General features: G+C 64.7%; 13 protein-coding genes. 1 reads left to right on the top strand and 12 read right to left on the bottom strand.

Features of this window, described 5'->3' with window-relative positions; all coding sequences use genetic code 11:
• Positions 1-139: 139 nt before the first annotated feature.
• The 10 genes from IQ16_RS01080 to IQ16_RS01030 form a co-directional block, all read right to left on the bottom strand.
• A complete protein-coding gene (locus IQ16_RS01080; protein WP_026312186.1) occupies positions 140-1,225 on the bottom strand; it encodes a branched-chain amino acid ABC transporter permease in 1,086 nt (361 codons plus the stop codon).
• The gene (locus tag IQ16_RS01075) at positions 1,222-2,232 is read right to left on the bottom strand and encodes a branched-chain amino acid ABC transporter permease (protein WP_018644303.1); all 1,011 of its coding nucleotides are present in this window, start codon (positions 2,230-2,232) and stop codon (positions 1,222-1,224) included. The genes IQ16_RS01080 and IQ16_RS01075 overlap by 4 nt, the downstream gene beginning before the upstream one ends.
• Entirely contained in the window at positions 2,229-2,951 is a 723-nt protein-coding gene (locus IQ16_RS01070; protein ID WP_018644304.1) for a branched-chain amino acid ABC transporter ATP-binding protein, read from the bottom strand. Before IQ16_RS01070 ends, IQ16_RS01075 begins: the two co-directional genes overlap by 4 nt.
• Entirely contained in the window at positions 2,948-3,712 is a 765-nt protein-coding gene (locus IQ16_RS01065) for an ABC transporter ATP-binding protein (RefSeq protein ID WP_018644305.1), read from the bottom strand. The genes IQ16_RS01070 and IQ16_RS01065 overlap by 4 nt, the downstream gene beginning before the upstream one ends.
• A gap of 169 nt (positions 3,713-3,881) precedes the next feature.
• Positions 3,882-5,066, bottom strand: a complete 1,185-nt coding sequence (locus IQ16_RS01055) for a substrate-binding domain-containing protein (RefSeq protein ID WP_026312187.1) — start codon at positions 5,064-5,066, stop codon at positions 3,882-3,884.
• A 105-nt stretch (positions 5,067-5,171) separates the two neighbouring features.
• Positions 5,172-7,208 (bottom strand): acyl CoA:acetate/3-ketoacid CoA transferase, encoded by a 2,037-nt coding sequence (locus IQ16_RS01050; protein WP_018644307.1) that lies wholly within the window; start codon positions 7,206-7,208, stop codon positions 5,172-5,174.
• A gap of 122 nt (positions 7,209-7,330) precedes the next feature.
• Positions 7,331-8,641 carry an MFS transporter gene (locus IQ16_RS01045; RefSeq protein WP_035666861.1) on the bottom strand — a complete coding sequence of 437 codons (1,311 nt, stop codon included), beginning with the start codon at positions 8,639-8,641 and terminating at the stop codon, positions 7,331-7,333.
• A 196-nt stretch (positions 8,642-8,837) separates the two neighbouring features.
• Positions 8,838-10,280: a sigma-54 interaction domain-containing protein gene (locus tag IQ16_RS01040; RefSeq protein WP_018644309.1), complete on the bottom strand. Its 1,443-nt coding sequence runs from the start codon at positions 10,278-10,280 to the stop codon at positions 8,838-8,840.
• A 259-nt stretch (positions 10,281-10,539) separates the two neighbouring features.
• A complete protein-coding gene (locus tag IQ16_RS01035; RefSeq protein ID WP_026312188.1) occupies positions 10,540-12,276 on the bottom strand; it encodes a putative bifunctional diguanylate cyclase/phosphodiesterase in 1,737 nt (578 codons plus the stop codon).
• 220 nt (positions 12,277-12,496) lie between these two features.
• Positions 12,497-13,462, bottom strand: coding sequence for a sensor histidine kinase (locus IQ16_RS01030; protein WP_018644312.1), 966 nt, complete (start codon positions 13,460-13,462; stop codon positions 12,497-12,499).
• A gap of 179 nt (positions 13,463-13,641) precedes the next feature.
• Here IQ16_RS01030 and IQ16_RS01025 point away from each other — a divergent pair, with 179 nt between their 5' ends.
• The gene (locus IQ16_RS01025) at positions 13,642-14,481 is read left to right on the top strand and encodes an SDR family NAD(P)-dependent oxidoreductase (RefSeq protein ID WP_018644313.1); all 840 of its coding nucleotides are present in this window, start codon (positions 13,642-13,644) and stop codon (positions 14,479-14,481) included.
• A gap of 255 nt (positions 14,482-14,736) precedes the next feature.
• Here IQ16_RS01025 and IQ16_RS01020 read toward each other — a convergent pair whose 3' ends face one another.
• Together IQ16_RS01020 and IQ16_RS01015 are read right to left on the bottom strand one after the other, a co-directional pair.
• The gene (locus tag IQ16_RS01020) at positions 14,737-16,113 is read right to left on the bottom strand and encodes a cytochrome P450 (RefSeq protein WP_018644314.1); all 1,377 of its coding nucleotides are present in this window, start codon (positions 16,111-16,113) and stop codon (positions 14,737-14,739) included.
• A gap of 277 nt (positions 16,114-16,390) precedes the next feature.
• The gene (locus IQ16_RS01015) at positions 16,391-17,626 is read right to left on the bottom strand and encodes an LLM class flavin-dependent oxidoreductase (protein ID WP_018644315.1); all 1,236 of its coding nucleotides are present in this window, start codon (positions 17,624-17,626) and stop codon (positions 16,391-16,393) included.
• Positions 17,627-18,013 lie beyond the last annotated feature (387 nt).

Raw genomic sequence — 18,013 nt, 5'->3', positions numbered from 1 at the left:
ATGGCCCAAACCTTAGGAAAACCAGTTACCTAAGGATTAAATCCGGTTGCGCTGCCCTACCCGTGCGCCGCAGGGCGCGAAGCACGCCGCAGTTGCGTTGCGCCCGCGGCAATCGCTGCGCTGCATCATTAATCAATGCTTAATGCGAGGCGCCTGCGGCCTTCTTGCCGCCGCCATGGCGCAGCCGTCCGACCACGCCGGTCGGAAAGAAGTAGACGCTGGCGATGAAGAGCAGCCCGAGCCACAGCAGCCAGCGGTCGGGATGCAAAAGTCCCGGCAGCAGCGGCAGGCCGGCTTCCGACGCCGCCTTGGAGGCGACGCCCATCAGCGACTGCAGATAGTTCTGCGCGAGAATGAAGATGGTGGCGCCGATGATCGCGCCGTAGATCGTGCCCATGCCGCCGATCACCACCATCAGCAGGATGTCCAGCATGATGGAGAAGCTCAGGGAGGTGTCGGGACCTGCATAGCGCAGCCACAGTGCATTCAGGATGCCGGCGCTGGCGGCGACGAGGGCGGCGAGGCAGTTGGCGTAAGTCAAATGGAAGACGGTACGGAAGCCGAGCGCCTCGGCGCGAAACCGGTTCTCGCGGATCGCCTGCAGCACGCGCCCAAACGGCGAGTTCACCACCCGCAGCAAGGCGAGGATCATCAGCGCCGAGATCGCGAACACCAGATAGAAGGTCAGGATGCGGCCGTTGACCTCGAAGCCAAACAGGTTCTTGGAGATCAGCACCGTGCCGGGACGCAGCAGTTCGGGGAGCTGGAAGCTGCGCCCGTCCTCGCCGCCCGTGAGCCATGAGAGCTGCGAGGCCAACACCTGGAAGGCGGAGGCGACCGCGAGCGTGATCATGGCAAAGAAGATCGCGGCCACCCGCAGCGAGAACAGGCCGATGGCAAGCGCAAGCAGCGCGGCGAGCGGCAGGCCGGTGACGATGCCGGTGGCAACCGCGGCCCAGTTCGGTCCCATGCCGTACAGTGCGATCGCGATGGCGTAGCTGCCGATGCCGTAAAACATGGTGTGGGCGAACGACACCGAGCCGGTATAGCCGAGCAAGAGGTCATAGGAGGCGACCAGCGCGGCGAAGACGCAGATCTTCGCCGCGACGTTCAGCGCCTTGGCGCCCGGGAACAGGAACGGCGTTGCCGCCAGCGCCAGGATGATGACGACGAGGAGGAGCGTGAGAACGCGGCTGCGCGGCGGATCGCCGGAGAGGATCATCATCGGCTGGTCACCGCATAGAGGCCGCGCGGCCGCCACATCAGAATGGCGACCATCAGCAGGATGTTGGAGACGAGGGCGAGTTTCGGCACCAGGAAGCCGCCGTAATTGGCAACCATGGCGACCAGAATGGCGCCGATGAAGCAGCCGCCGATCGACCCTAAGCCGCCGATGATGACGACGATGAAGATCAGGACGGTGAGGTCGTCGCTCATGGAGGCGTGCACCTGCTCGCGATAGAGCGCCCACATCACGCCGCCGAGTCCGGCCAAGGCCGATCCGGTCATGAACACGCCGAGGAACAGCCGGCGGATGCGATAGCCGAGCGCCTCGACCATCTCGCGGTTCTCGACGCCGGCGCGGATCAGGAGGCCGAGCTTGGTGCGGTTGAGCACGAGCTGGATCGCGATGAAGACGGCAAGCCCGATCAGCATCGCCAGCACGCGGTACTTGGCGATGGCGACGTCGCCGAGAATGAAGGAGCCGCGCAGCGAGGCCGGCAGCGGCATCGGGATGATCTGCGGTCCCCACAGCGCATAGAGCGTCTGTTCTGCAACAATGAGGCCGCCGGTCGTCATCAGGATCTGCTTCAGATGCTGGCCGTAGACCGGCAGGATCAGCACGCGCTCGACGATCAGGCCGAGCGCGCCGGATACGGCCATCGACAGCAGCGCGGCCGGGGCCAGCACCGCGAGGTTGATCCAGAGCGAATCCGCCTGGATCGACGCCGCGAACGGCGCCAGCACCAGGGTCGCGACATAGGCGCCGACGGCAATGAAGGCGCCGTGGCCGAAATTCAGCACGTCCATCAGGCCGAACACCAGCGTGAGGCCCGAGGCCATGATGAAGATCATCATGCCCATGGCAAGGCTCGCGGCGGTCAGCGTCAGCCAGGAAGAAGTCGATCCGATCAGCGGGATCATCAGCAGCGCGAGCGCGATCGGCAGCAGCACCGGCGCGATGTCGCGCTTCGGCTTCGGCAGGGGATCGTTTGCGGCAAGGTCAGTCACTGATGTGCCTCCAGGCTCAGGCCGAGCAGCCGCTCCTGCAGCGGTACGTCGGCGGCGAGCGCCGCCATCTCGCCGCGATGGACGATGGTGCCGTTGTCCATCACCAGCACGTTGTCGCCGAGTTCGCGAGCGGCAAAGAAATTCTGTTCGACCAGCAGAATCGTAGCGCCCTTGCGCTTGATCTCCTTCAAGCACTCGATCAGCGCCATCACGATGGCCGGGGCCAGCCCCTTGGTCGGCTCGTCGATCAGGAGCAGCTTGCGCGGCTCGATGATGGCGCGCGCGATCGACAACATTTGTTTCTGTCCGCCCGAGAGGCTCCCCGCCCGCGACAGCCAGAACCGGCGCAGCGCCGGGAAGAAGCCAAAGATCCAGTCGAGCTGGGTGTCGTCGAGCGGCCCGTCGCGCGCTGCCAGCACCAGGTTCTCTTTTACGGTGAGGTCGGAGAACACCGCCATGCTCTCCGGCACATAGCCGACGCCGAGCCGCGCGATGTCGGGCGTGGCGCGGCTCTCGATGCGCATCCCGGCGAGGCTGATCTCGCCGCTGGAGGCCTGCCACAGGCCCATGATGGTGCGCAGCGTCGTGGTCTTGCCGGCGCCGTTGCGCCCCAGCAGCATCGTGACCTGTCCTTGCGGGACGGCGAGGTCGATGCCCTGGAGGATGTGATAGCGGCCGATATGCGTGTGCACGCTGGAGAGTTTGAGGAGATCGGTCATGCTGCGCTCTTCGGTGCAACGCCGAGATATGCCTCCTGCACGATCGGCGAGGCGATCACTTCGGCCGGCGGACCATCGGCAACGAGTTGCCCGTTATGCAGCACGATGATGCGGTCGGCGAGGGAGCGCACCACATCCATCTTGTGCTCGACCAGCAGGATGATCTTGCTCGTGTCCTGCTTGAGCTGCGCGATCAGGTTGAGGACAACAGGCACCTCGTCGATGCTCATGCCGGCGGTCGGCTCGTCGAACATGAACACCTTCGGCTCCAGCGCGATCATCAGCGCCACCTCGAGCTTGCGCTGGTCGCCATGCGACAGCGCGGTCGCAGCGACGCCGCGGCGATTGCCGAGTGCGACCTGGTCGAGGATGGCGTCGGCGCGCGCGATCAGGTCGCCGCGCACCGTCCAGGGCCGCAGCATGTCGTAATGGGTGCCGTTCGCCGCCTGCACCGCGAGGCGGACGTTCTCCTCCACGGTGAGGTTCGGAAAGAGATTTGTCAGTTGGAACGCGCGCCCGAGACCCGCGCGGGTCCGCATCGGCGCGGAATGCTGGGTGATGTCGGTGCCGTCGAACAGGATGCTGCCGCTCGATGCGCGCAGCTGCCCCGAGATCAAATTGAAATAGGTGGTCTTGCCGGCGCCGTTCGGCCCGACGATGGCGGTGAGCTCGCCCGGGCGAAAGCTGCAGGTGACGTTGTTGACCGCGACATGTCCGCCGAAGCGGATGGTGAGGTCGCGAGTTTCGAGGGTGAGCGTCATTGAGAGTCTGGCAATTGATGAAACGGGATCTATCCGCGGGTCACGCTGCACTCCCTCCCCCGCTTGCGGGGGAGGGTCGGGGAGAGGGTGCTTCCGCTGGCGAGAGCCCCCAAGAGGTGAGAGCCCTCTCCCGGCCTCTCCCGCAAGCGGGAGAGGTGAAGTAAGGCGCCTACCGCTTGTTCTTGACCGGAACGTCCATGTCCTCGATCTTCAGCTCGCGCACCGGCTCGAGCACGGCCCAGGCGACGTTCGGATCGACCTTGACCTTGAAGTGATACATGCTCTGCAGCGCCTGATGGTCTTCTTTCCGGAACACCATCTTGCCCTTCGGCGTATCGAACTCCAGGCCTTCCATCGCGCTGATCAGCTTCTCGGTGTCGGTCGACTTCGCCTTGGTGACGGCAGCGACGACGGACATGGCGGCGGCGAAGCCGCCCGCGGTGAAGAAGTCCGGCGGGGCGTTGAAGCGCTTCTGATGCTCGGCGACCAGCCAGTCGTTCACCGGGTTCTTCGGGATGTCGTAGAAGTAATAGGTCGCGCCTTCCATGCCGGGCAGACCCTTATAGGCGGCGAGCGCCGGCAGGATGTTGCCTCCGGTGGAGAGCTCGATGCCGTAGCGCTTCGGGTCCATGTCCTGGAGCTTTGCCAGCGGATTGCCGGCGCCGGCCCAGATCACCCAGATCACCTTGCGGCCCGGCTTGTCCTTCAGCGCATCGAACAGGCGCTGGCCGACCGCGGTGAAGTCGGTGGTCGAGGTCGGGGCATATTCTTCCGCAGCGAGCGTCGCGCCGGTCTTGGCCAGCGCCTCCTTGAAGGCGGCGACGCCGTCGCGGCCGAAGGCGTAGTCCTGCGCCAGCGTCGCGACGGTGACGCCCTGCTTGCCGATCGCGACCGCGTTGGAGATCGCGTCCTGCGAGGAATTGCGCGCGGTGCGGAAGATGTAGCGATTCCACTTCTCGCCGGTAATCTGGTCCGCGACGGCGGGCTCGACGATCAGGATCTTCTTGTTCTCTTCGGCCACCGGGAGAATCGCCAGCGCCGCAGCCGACGAGGTCGTGCCGATCGCGATGTCGGCCTTGTCGTCCTGATAGGCTTCCGCGAGCGCAGCCTTGGACAGGTCCGGCTTGCCCTGGTCGTCCTTGGTGATGACGACGATCTTGCGACCGTCGAGCGTCATGGTGCCCTTGGTGGCGTATTCAAAACCCATCTGCAGGCCGGTCTCGGTCTGCTTGGCATAGGCTTCCAGCGGACCGGTCTTGCCGTAGATCAGCGCGACCTTGAGATCGTCGGCCCGTGCGGAGGTACTCGCGGCGAGGGCGAGGATGGTTGTTGTTATGATGAATGATCGACGCACGATGGTCCCTCCTGATTCAAAGTTTCTCGGCAACAGCGATTTGCACAACACTACGAACATTGCAATTGAACCTCCGGCCGAGCGTGTCGGCCTTTCGAGCCTGCATCATTTTTGGGCTTGCCGCATGGTGCCCGATACGTCGGCGCCCTCGGCCTGACGTCGATCCGACTGCGCTTCCTCCGCGCTCTCGAAAATATGCGGTGCGACGCCGCGCTTCTCCAGAGCTTCGCCGAGCTTGATGCGCAGGAAGCCCGAGGTGGTGTAGCGCGACACGCCGGAATAGAAGCGGTCGACCAGGCTGCGCACCATGGCAGAATAATCGTCCATCAGTTCCGGCAGGATGGAAAAGTTGTCATAATTGACGATGGCGTAGACCCGGCGACCGAGCGGTGCGAGCTTCGCCTCGACGATATCAGCGATGGTGTAGATCTCCGCCTTGCTGCGCAGCGGATAGCGCTCCAGATTGACGAAGAACAGGTTCTGCTGCTCGTCCAGTGTGAAGCGCTGGTCGAGCGGGATGGTGAGCAGGCGCTCGCGCAGCTCCATTGGGCCGTCGCGGAAGATGCGGGCGTCCATCAGGGCTGGGTCGCGCGGGATCAGCGGCTTGAAGTCCATCAGGCGCAGGATGTCGCGCTCGACGTCGATGCCGGGCGCGACTTCGGTCAGCTCGAGCCCGTCGGGCCTGAGCTCGAGCACGCAGCGTTCGGTGACATAGAGCGTGCGTTGCTTGCGCGCGGCGGCGAACGGGCCGCTGAAGGTGACGTGCTCGACCTTGTCGACGAACTTGCGCGACTTCGCCTCGTCGAGGATGACGAGCTTGCCGTCATTCACCGCGATGCGCTGCTTGCCCGCGCCGAAGGTACCGACGAACACGACCTCCTTGGCGTTCTGGCTGATGTTGATGAAGCCGCCGGCGCCGGCAAGCTTCGGCCCGAACTTGCTGACATTGAGATTGCCGGCACGGTCGACCTGGGCGAGGCCGAGGAAGGCGGCATCCAGGCCGCCGCCGTCGTAGAAGTCGAACTGATTGGGCTGGTCGATCACCGCCTGGGTGTTGATCGCCGCGCCGAAATCGATGCCGCTCGCGGGGATGCCGCCGATCACGCCCGGCTCCGCCGTCAGCGTGATGAGGTCGATGATCCGCTCTTCATTGGCGACCGAGGCGATGCCCTCGGGCATGCCGATGCCGAGATTGACGACGCTGTTGGCCTTGAGCTCGAGGGCGGCGCGCCGGGCGATGATCTTGCGCTCGCTGACCGGCATCACCGGCAGGGAGGCGGCGCGGACCCGAATCTCACTGCTGAAGGCAGGATTGTATTGCGTGCCGAAGGTCTGCCAGTGGTTCTCGGGTCTCGACACCACGACGCAGTCGACGAGGATGCCGGGAATCTTGACCTGGCGCGGATTGAGGCTACCGCTCTCGGCAACGCGCTCGACCTGGGCGATGACGATGCCGCCGGAATTATGCGCCGCCATGGCGATGGCGAGCGCCTCCAGCGTCAGCGCCTCTTTCTCCATGGTGAGGTTGCCGTCGGGATCCCCTGTGGTGGCGCGGATGATCCCGACATTGATCGGGAACGTCTTGTAGAGCAGGCACTCCTCGCCGCGCAGCGTGATCAGCTCCACCATGTCCTCGGTGGTGCGCGCATTCAGCTTGCCGCCGCCGTGCCGGGGATCGACGAAGGTGCCCATGCCGACGCGGGTGATGTGGCCGGGCCGGCGCGCCGCGATGTCGCGGAACAGGTGCGTGATCACGCCCTGCGGCAGATTATAGGCCTCGATCTGGCCCGCGATCGCGAGCTGCTGCAGCTTGGGAGCAAGGCCCCAGTGCCCGCCGATCACGCGCCGGACCAGGCCTTCATGCGCGAGATGATTGAGGCCGCGGTGCTTCCCGTCGCCCTGACCGGCCGCATAGACCAGCGTCAGGTTGCGCGGCTTGCCCTGCGTGTAGGGCGCATCGCCCTCGTTGGACAGATAGAGCTCCTCCAGTGCGATCGCGATCTCCTCGGCAAAGCCGATGCCGACGAAGCCGCCGGTGGCCACCGTGTCGCCGTCCCGGATCAGCATGACGGCTTCCGCCGCGGTGACGACTTTGCCCTTCTCGGCGTTGCGCAAATAGGGCAAGGCAGGATGCTGGCTCATGGCATTCCCTCCCATGTCTGGTGCGGACCGCATGCCGGTTCTTCTCGCTTGCCTCTATTCCTATCGCGCGGAGCGGCTGGCGACCAGCCGCTCCGGCGTCGCGGGGGGAGCGGTCAGCCCGTTCAGGGCTGGGCGACCTTGCGTGTTTCTGTGGCGAAATAGACCGAGACGATCGTGATGACCGCCAAGGCGATCATGTAGAGCGAGATCGGCCAGGTCGCCGGCGCATAGGCCGTCATCAATCCCGTCGCGATCAGCGGCGACAGCGCGCCGGCGAAGATCGAGGCGAGGTTGTAGCCGAGCGAGACGCCGCTATAGCGCACCTTGGTGCCGAACAGCTCCGACAGGAAGCTCGCCTGCGGGCCGTACATCGCGGCATGGCCGATGGCGAGGCCGAGCACGATCGCGATCCAGGCGTATTGCGGGTTCTTGGTCCCAAGCAGCATGAACAGCGGGAACGACATCAGCGCCGAGAACACAGCGCCGAAGATGTAGATCGGCCGCCGCCCGAGCCGGTCGGAGAGCGCGCCGAAGGCGGGGATGGTGAAGGTCTCGATCGCGGCGCCGATCAGCACGCCGTTGAGCATGTCCTGCTTGTTCATGCCGAGCGTTTGCGTGGCATAGGCGAGCACGAAGGTCGCGTAGATGTAGAAGAAGCCGTTCTCGGCGAAGCGCGCGCCCATCGCGAGCAGGATGTTCTTGGGATACATCCTGATCGCCTCGAGGATCGGCATCTTCACCTCCTGCTTGGTGTCCTTGACCTTCTGGAACTCCGGCGATTCCGCGATGGTGAAGCGGATCCACAGGCCGACCAGCACCAGCGCGATCGAGAACAGGAACGGAATGCGCCAGCCCCAGGCATAAAGCTGCGCGTCGGTCAGCAGCGCCGACACCACCGAGAACACCAGCGTGCCGAGCACGAGGCCGAGCGGCGCGCCGAGCTGCGGCCAGCTTCCATAGAAGCCTTTCTTGTCCGCGGGCGCATGCTCGACCGCCATCAGCACCGCGCCGCCCCATTCGCCGCCAAGGCCAAAGCCCTGGATCAGCCGGCAGGTGACGAGCAGGATCGCGGCCCAGATGCCAGCGGTCTCGTAGGTCGGCAGGAAGCCGATCGCCGCCGTCGCCGCGCCCATGATCAGCAGCGTCAGATAGAGCATGGTCTTGCGACCGATCTTGTCGCCGTAATGCCCGAACACGACGCCGCCGAGCGGGCGGGCGATGAAGCCGAGCGCGTAGGTCGCGAACGCCAGTAGCGTTCCCATCATCGGGTCGAAGGTCGGAAAGAACAGCTTGTTGAAGATCAGCGCCGCGGCCGTGCCGTAGAGGAAGAAGTCGTACCACTCGATCGCCGTGCCGATCAGGCTCGCGGTGGCGACCGTGACGTGCGAGGGCTGTCTCGTCTGAAGCTGATGGACCGAGATCGCTTCACTCATCTTGCGTCCTCCCTGGTTGCGAATGCGCATGTGCAGCATGCGTCATTGTGCAAAAGCGAAGAGCAAGCTCCGCGCCAGATGCCGCAGGTTTGCGCAAATTGGCCGAAAACCCAGCAGATTCAGCGAATGCTTCGGGGCGAAGCGGCCAGATCGCGTGTCAGGAATCCGAGACTCCGGACACCCTGAGTCTCGAAACTCAGACGGAGGCTGGTCCCGCGGCGAGGCCGAACTTGGCGAGCTTCTTGTAGAAGGTCGCGCGCGAGATCCGCAGCATCTTGGCGGCCTCCGAGATCTGGCCGTTGCTGGCGGCGAGCGCCTGCTCGAGCGTGTGCTTCTCGAACTCGGCCTCGGCCTCGGCATAAGGCACCACCGTTCCGGCCGGGCGCTCGGCCGGTGCAAGCCTGACCTCGGCGCCGACGGGGAGGATACGGAGGAAGTCGTCGCCGGTCAGCCGCCCGGAATCGCTGAGGATCAGCGCGCGCTCGAGGATGTTGCGGAGCTCGCGGACATTGCCCGGCCAATCGTAGCGGGCGAGCGCGGCCAGCGCGCTCGGCGTGATCTTGGCCTTGACGTAGTCGCCGGACGCGCTGATGTCGTCGAGCAGCCGGGCGCAGATGTCGGGGAGGTCGTCCAGGCACTGACGCAGCGGCGGCAGGTCCACTGAGAGCACGTTCAGGCGGTAGTAGAGATCGGGCCGGAATGCGCCGTCGCTGACGCGCTTGCGCAGATCGACATTGGTTGCGGCGATGACGCGGACGTCGACCTTGCTGATCTTGTCCGAGCCGAGCGGCTCGATCTCGCGCTCCTGCAGCACGCGCAGGAGTTTTGCCTGGAGCTGCAGCGGCATCTCGCCGATCTCGTCGAGGAACAGCGTGCCGCCATCGGCGATCCGGAATTTGCCCTCGCGCCCTTTGCGGTCGGCGCCGGTATAGGCGCCGGGAACGGTGCCGAAGAATTCGGACTCGATCAGCGTTTCCGGGATCGCCGCGACATTGACGCTGACGAACGGCTTGTCTGCGCGGGAGGAGGCGTTGTGGATCGCCTGCGCCAGCATTTCCTTGCCTGTTCCGGTCTCGCCGGTGAGCAGCACCGTCACGCTCTGCCGTGCGGCGCGGCCCGCGAGCTCCTTGGCCTGCGCGATTCCCGGCGTCGTGCCGACGAAATCGGCGAAGGTGAAGCGCGCGGCGCGGGCATTTGACAATTGCCGGCGCGCCAGCCGCAAATCGCTCTCGAGCTGGGCGACGCGGGCGAGCAGGGGTTTCAGGCTCTCCAGATGGTCATAGAGCACGAAGCCGATCGCGCCGATGACCTTGCGGTTCTCGTCCTCGATCGGCATGCGCGTCACCACGAGCTGCTCGCCGCCGAGCTCCATGATGTCGAGCAGGATCGGCTCGCCGGTCTCGGCCACCTTCCGCATCAGGCTGTTCGGAATGATCTCCTCGATCGGCCGGCCGATCGCTTCCGCCGTATGCCTGAGGCCGAGCGAGGCCAGATATTTCTCGTTGACGTAGACGACGCGCCCGCCGCGATCGATCGCAATCGCGCCTTCGCAGAGGTTCTCCAGCCGCTCGAACAGCGTCACCATCGCGCGCGCACGGAGATAGGCGGGATCGCTGACGGCAGAAGTAGGGACGGACATGGCGTGCCTCGCGGGAAGCCCGCCTGTGTATTAGCAAAAGGACAGTAATTTCAAAGGGGGAATTGAGGGATGGGCATTCCCCATTCTCCGCTGTCGTCCCGGACAAGCGAAGCGCAGATCCGGGACCCATAACCATAGGAAGTGGTTTGGCGAAGACTCGTGGTTACCAACTCGCTCCGTCACTTCTTCCTGTGGTTATGGGTCCCGGGTTCGCGCTTTGCGCGCCCCGGGACGACGGCGGAGATTGTGGAGCGGCCCCCTACCGTCGATACCCGCTCGCCCGCGAATAGCCCTGACGGTTCTGTTGCATCGGGCGGCTGGCGACGCTGCCGCGGGCTTCGCTGGAGACCGGTGTTGCGAGCTTCAGCTCCTCCAGGAAGATCGGGCGGGAGAAGTAATAGCCCTGCGCGTAGCGGATCTTGGTCGCGGCCTGGAGATAAGCCAGCTCCTCGTAGGATTCGAGGCCCTCGGCGATCACGGTGATGCCGAGCGCTTCGCTCAAGGATTCGATCGCGCGCAGAATGCCCTGGCTGCGCGGGCGCTTGTGGATATCAGTGATGAAGGAGCGGTCGATCTTGATCTCGTCCGCGGTGATGTCCGCGAGCGCCGAAAGCGAGGAGTAGCCGGTGCCGAAATCGTCGATCGAGATGCCGACGCCGAGCTTGCGGAACATCGGCAGGATCTCGGCCTGGAAATGATTCTTGGCGACGAAGGCGTCTTCCGTCACCTCGATCATGAAGCGCTGCGGAAAGCCGGTCTCCTCCAGCGCCCGCGCGAAGCTGCGCATGAACTCGGGATTGCCGGCCTGCTTGGCGGCGACGTTGATGCTGATGGTCGCTTCCGCGCCGAAGGTGTCGTTGATCAGGTCGATCGACTTGACGATCTCGGCGAGCACGAGATGGGTCAGCTCGTCGATCAGGCCGAGCTCGCCGGCGAGATTGATGAACGAGCCCGGCGCCTGAATCACGCCTTCGTCGTCGCGCAGGCGCACCAGGGCCTCGATGCCCTTCACGGCCTGCGTGCGGATGTCGACCTTGGACTGGAAGGCGCAGCAGAAGCGCTTCTCCAGGATGGCGAGCCGCAGCGACTGCTCGATCTTGCTCCGCGCCAGCGCCTCGCGCTCCATGCTGGCGTCGAAGAACGCGGCCAGACCCTTGCCGTTGTTCTTGATCCGGTACATCGCGATGTCGGCGTTCTGCCGCAGCGTCTCGAAGCTGCGCCCGTGGTCGGGATAGAGGCTGATGCCGACCGAGGTCGAGGCGAAGACTTCCGAATGGTCGATGAAGAACGGCGCGGTCAGCCGCTCCAGCGTCGATTGCATGAACTCGGCGACTTCCTCCTGGCTCTGGATCGGAGAGAGCAGCAGCAGGAATTCGTCGCCGGAGATGCGCGACAGCATGTCGGAATCGCGCAGGTCCCGCCCGAGCCGCTTCGACAGCTCGACCAGCAGCGCATCGCCCACGGCGTGGCCGTAATAGTCGTTGATGTGCTTGAAATTGTCGACGTCGAGAAAGGCCAGCGCAAAGCGCTCACTGCTGCGATCGTGTGCGAGCAGGCTGTTGGCGCGATGCTCGATCACGCGGCGCGAGGGCAGGCCGGTCAGCTCGTCGAAATAGGCCGAGCGGAACAGCTGGTCCTCGAAATTCTTCTGCTCGGTGATGTCGGAGGAGGCCGAGATCAGGAGCTCGCGTCCGGCGAGGCGAACGGGACGATGGGTCGTGAGCAGCACCTGGCGTGCGGCGCCGTCGTGAAGCGCTTCCTCGGTGACGATGGCCTGGCCGGCGCTCAGCGCCTTGCGGCAGGCTTCGCGGCGCGGCGCCAGATCCGGCGAGGGACGGCTGCCGTCCATGCCGAGCTGGGCGGCTGCAGCATCGTTAACCAGCAGAAGCTCGCCATGGGCGTCCTGCACGGTCAGGCCCGCCGGCAGCATTCTAACGATTTCCTTGAGAAATCCGAGTTCGGCTTCATTCGCGCCGGAATATTTGTTGTCGTTCATAGAAGTCATGAATCTTGTTGTTCAGCGCGCCTTTGCAATGCACGCAATCATGCGCAGTTCCCTCTTAAGTTTGGTTAAGGGGTGCGGAGAAATACGGGGGTGTCGTTGACGAAACTTGCGGCGATGCGACGCGCGCAGAAAATCGTCATTAACAGAGCGTCAACGGCACGCGCGAAAGCGCGCGTGACCTGCGCGCGCTCCTCTTTCGTTTGTTTCGAGTCTAGCCGCCCTTGGGGATGCGGCATTGCATGATGCAATGCAGGCCGGACTTGAGATAGGAGATCTCGGTCCTGCCATCGAAAGCCGAAAGGGCCGATTTCAGCAGCTTGGTGCCGAAGCCGGGCTCGGACACCTTGTCCACGCTCGGCCCTTCGGTTTCGTCCCAGGTGACGGTCAGGCGGTCCTCGCTGACGGTCCATGACACCTGCAACAGACCGCGGGGCGCGGAGAATGCGCCATACTTTCCTGCATTGGTGGCGAGCTCGTGAAACATCAATGACAGCGTGACCGCGAGCTTCGGCGGCAGGAACAGCCGGTCGCCGTTGAGGGTGAAGCGGACATGGCCGTAGGGCCCGAGCTCGGCGATCAAGAGGTCGCGGATATCGCAGCCCCCCTTGTCGATCCTGGAGATCAGATCGTCGGTCGTGGCCAGCGAACGCAGCCGCGGATCGATCCGGGCCCAGACCTGTGGCTGGTCGTGCAGCACCTGATGAATCACGGCGTGCACGGTCGAGAGCTTGTTCTTCAGCCGGTGCTGGAGCTCGTCGACCAGCAGCTTGCGATACTCTTCCTCCTCGATCAGGCGCTTCGAGATCCGGCGCTGCTCGATCAGGAGCGTACGATAATGTTCGACGCCCCAGATGGTGAGCGCGCAGACCACCCAGTACAGCGCCAGCAGGGCAAAGCGGGCGTTGTCGGCAATGGCATCGCTGAAATTCAGGACCACGCCGAGCACGCCGCCGACGATCGCGGTCACGATGCCGATGCGGAAGCCTCCGAAGGCGGCGGCGAAGAACACGGCCGGAAAATAGGGGGTGAAATAGACGTCGGGCCGGACATGCGCGAGGCCCCAGCGCGCCAGCGTCGCAACCAGCAGGCAGGTGATCGCAAAGCCAATGCTCAGGCCGAGCGACGGCGGCGCCACGCCCTGCCAGCCTTTGCGGAACTCCTCGATCAGCTTCTCCATGCGCAGCCCGGTTGCGACGTGCGGCCGCCTTGAATGTTACGCATGTCGGGCGCGCAAGCAAAGCTTGCCTTGTCGGAAGCCGGCAGGAATAGTGACCGTCGCGGCGCCGACTGTCGCGGTGCCGTCGTCGATCGGTGTTCGCCGTTTGGCGTCAAGGGGTTCGAAAGCAGGGACATTCCATGGGCAGGCTAGACGGCAAGGTGGCGGTGATCACGGGCGCAACCAGCGGGATCGGACTGCGGACTGCTGAAGTCTTCGTTGCCGAAGGTGCCAAAATTGTGATCGCCGGGCGGCGCATACCGGAAGGCGAGGCGCTGGCGAGGCAGCTCGGGGAAAACTGCGTCTTCCGCCAGACCGACGTGACGGTCGAAGCGCAGATGCAGGCGCTGATCGCGCTCGCGGTGGAGAGGTTCGGCCGGATCGATTGCCTGTTCAACAATGCCGGCGGCCCGGCGCAGACCGGCGGCATCGAGGGTCTCGAGGTCGACCGCTTCGACGCGGCGATGGCGACGCTGGTGCGCAGTGTCATGCTCGGCATGAAGCACGCCGCGCCTTATATGAAGAAGCAGGGTTTTGGCAGCATCATCAACAATGGCAGCATTGCTGGCCGCCTCGCCGGGTTTTCCTCGTCCATCGTTTACGGCGCGGCCAAGGCTGCGGTGATCCATCTCACAAAATGCGTGGCGATGGAGCTCGGCGAGTCCAACGTGCGTGTCAACTCGATCTCGCCCGGTGCGATCGCGACCGGCATTTTCGGCAAGGCGCTGGGGCTGTCGACCGATGCCGCGGAGAAGACGCCGGCCGTGATGCGCGAGGTCTACAAGACCGCGCAGCCGATCCCGCGCGCAGGTCTTCCTGATGACATCGCCCATGCCGCGGTGTTCCTGGCGAGCGACGAATCCAGCTTCATCAACGGCCACGACCTCGTCATCGACGGCGCCATGACCGGCGGCCGCAACTGGAGCCAGCAGCAGCAGGGCTTGAGCGCCTTGCGCAAGGCATTCGATCAGGGGGCGTAGGAGCTACGGGCGGCGAAGCCGTAGCGCCGTAGGGTGGGCAAAGGCGCGCCCTTCGCGCGCCGTGCCCACCATCGTGTTCAAATAGAGAGAGAGGGTGGGCACGCTTCGCTTTGCCCACCCTACGAGACTCTCGTGCCCCGGACGCTCTGCGGCGCGAAGTGCCGCACCGCAGAGCCGGGGCCCATCCAGCCGCAACTTACCCTCTGGCTTTCTGGGTCCCGGCTCGCGCTTCGCGCGTCCGGGACACGAGAAATCTCACACCGCCTTCACCGTCACCCGCAGCCCGTCTCGCGGCTTCGGGATCGGCCACATCTGCCAGTCCGGCTTGTACCCCGGCGCCAGCGACACCTCGATGTTCTGTAAAAAGTGCCGCGCGAAGCACTTCGCCTGCATGTAGGCGAAGTGCAGGCCGAGGCACATATGGGCGCCGCCGCCGAACGGGACCCAGGCGAAGCGGTGGCGGCCACGCTGGGCTTCCTCGGTGAAGCGCAAGGGATCGAAGCGATCCGGCTCGGGCCAGATGTCCTTCATGTGATGGGTATAGAGTGGATTGACGCCGACCGCAGTGCCGGCGGGAATCGTATAGCCCTTGAAGGTGAAATCGCGCATCGCCCGGCGCGGCATCGAAGGCACCGGCGGCTTGATCCGCAGCGCTTCCTTGAACGCCATCTCCGACAGCGGCATCTTTTCGAGATCGTCGAAGCTGCTGGGGGCATCAGGGGCAAGCCCGAGCGCCAGAACCTCCGCGCGCAGCCTGTCCTGCCAGTCCGGGTTCGCGGCGAGCTCGCCAATGAAGGAGGTGAGCGACGAGGTCAGCGTGTCGTGCGCGGCCATCATCAGGAAGCTCATATGGTCGATGATGTCCTGCTCGGACAGCAGCGCGCCGTCTTCATGGGTGGCGCGGCAGAGCTGCGAGAACAGGTCGTCGCCGCCGTGATTGCCGCGGCGGAGCGGGATCTGCTGACGGAAATAGGCGACGATGCGCTTGCGCCCCTTCACGCCCGCGGCCATCTGCGTGCCGGGCAGGGGCTTGCGGATCGGAGCGACGGCGGCGGCGACCATGTCGACGAAGGCGCGGTTGATCTCGTCGACTTCCGGCCCGATGTCGGCGCCGAGGAAGGATGCGGCGGCAAGATCGAGCGTCAGCTGCTTCATCGCCGGATAGAGCTGCATCTCGCCGGGCTTCGCCTTCCACTGCGCGACGCGCGCGGCAATGCCGCGGTCGAGGTCGCTGAGATAGGATTTCATCGGCCCGGACTTGAACGCGACCGACAGCGTCTTGCGATGCAGACGGTGCTCGTCGAAATCGAGCAGCATCAGCCCGCGCGGAAACAACAGGCCCAGCACCTTGTTCCAGCCATGGGTCGAGGAGAACAGTTTCTGCTGGTCGAACATCACGAGCTCGTTGGCCTCGGGTCCGAGCAGCACGACGTTGGTCTCGCCGAACACATGGGTGCGGTAGACCGGGCCGTACTTGGCGCCGTTGGCCTCGATATGCCCCTTGGGGTCGGCGAGCACCTGAAAGGTCTTGCCGATGATCGGCCAGCCCTCGTCGCCGGGAATGTGCGTCAGCTCGTTACGCCTCGGTGCGGTGAACGGAAGCGCAGGGGCGGCCACATTCTGCATCGACATGAGGATTGCTCCGGTTGGCCCTGCCTACATAGCACAATCCGCGAAGGATGACGTGACAGTTGTCTTGCGCGCAAATCACAACACGCACCGTCGTCCCGGCCTAGTGCGCAATTGCGCACGGGGGCCGGGACCCATAACCACCGAATTGTGTTTGGCGAAGACTCGCGATTGTCAGCTCGCGACAAATTGCTCCCTGTGGCTATGGGTCCCGGATCTGCGCGCGCTTTGAGCGCGCTTGTCCGGGACGACGAGTGGAGATGGGCCTTGCCGATAAAACCTACCGCTTCGCCGCTTCCTTCTGCAGATCCGGCGCGTTGACGGCGGGAATGGCGACGCGGCCGACGCCGGTGACCTTCAGCGCCTCGGCGGCCTTCTCGTTCTCCATGATCTTGGCCATCACGGCCTGGCCCGCGCGCTCGAAGATCGCGCGGTTCTCGATCACGAATTTTTGCGACTTGCGCAGTCCGTCGATATAGCCGTTGATCTCCGGCACGACGTAGCGCGCGACCATGTCCCAGCTCCGGCGTGTATTTTCCGGATTGGCCCAGTCGTGCACGAAGCCAATGATGGCACCGACGCCGCCGGACACCTCCATCACGTTCTTGATGGTTTTGACGAGATCGTCCGGCGTGCCGATGGTGGACGCCGCGCCCTCGACGAAAGCGGTGTTGTCCACGGCTTCATCCGGCGAGGAGAACGCGGTGAGGCCCGGCCGTTGCAGCGTGCCGACATTATATTCGTTGTGCCAGCGCATCAGCCCGGCGCCGGCCTCGCGGCGGGCCTGCTCGCGGGTCTCGGCGATATGGAAGGTCAGCAGCACGCGCCAGTCGGCGCGGTTGACCTTGGTGCCGTGCTTCTTGGCGGCATCCTCGGCGAACTGCCATTGCTGTTGCAGCGACATCAGGCCCTGCGTCGTCATCGAGCCCAGCGAGATGATGCCGATGCCGTATTTGCCGGCGAGCGTCATGCCCGACGGCGAGATCTGCGACGCCACCACGAACGGCATCTCCTCCTGCAAGGGGAGGATCTGCAGCGCCGCGTCGTTCATGGTGAACCAGTCGCTCTTCGCCGTGACCCGCTCGCCGTTGAACAGGCGGCGGATCACGCCGATCGCCTCGTCCTGGCGGTCGCGCTGCGTCATCGGGTCGATGCCGAGCGTGTGCGCGTCCGAGGCGAGCGCGCCGGGACCTGAGCCGAAGATGGCGCGGCCGCCGGTCATGTGGTCGAGCTGGACCATGCGCTGGGCGACGTTGAAGGGATGGTGATAGGGCAGCGAGATGACGCCGGTGCCGAGCTTGATCCGCTTGGTGCGCTCGCCGGCGGCCGCCAGGAACATCTCGGGCGAAGCGATCATCTCCCATCCGGAGGAATGATGCTCGCCGCACCAGAACTCATCATACCCCAACGCGTCCAGCTGCTCGACGAGGTCGAGATCGCGCCGGAACTGCAGCATCGGATGCTCCCCGATCGGGTGATGCGGGGCAAGGAAGGCTCCGAACTTCAGGCGCGCCATGGCGTTCTCTCCGGCTGAATTTTCTGTTTGTTGAGACGGTGAAGCTACGTGCTGGGACTAGCGAACGCAATCACGCGATGTCCCGCGCAGCGGAATGCAGCTATGTGCTGACGTTGCCGCTTCTCCCTCTCCCCGTTCTTACGGGGGGAGGGTTGGGGTGAGGGGGAGTCTCCCGGGGACGGAGGTAGTTCGGTTTCGAGACAGCCCCAACACCGTCATTGCGAGCGCAGCGAAGCAATCCAGAGTCTTTCCGCGGAGGGATTCTGGATTGCTTCGCTGCGCTCGCAATGACGTGCTGAGGGGGCGACGTTCCAATGGACAGCGCGACTCGCGGAGAGTCCCCCTCACCCGGAATTCAAACTGCGTTTGAATTCCGGCCTCTCCCCG

This window comes from Bradyrhizobium huanghuaihaiense, assembly GCF_007830635.1.
Lineage (GTDB): Bacteria > Pseudomonadota > Alphaproteobacteria > Rhizobiales > Xanthobacteraceae > Bradyrhizobium > Bradyrhizobium huanghuaihaiense.
This window is presented reverse-complemented; position numbering and strand designations above follow the sequence as displayed.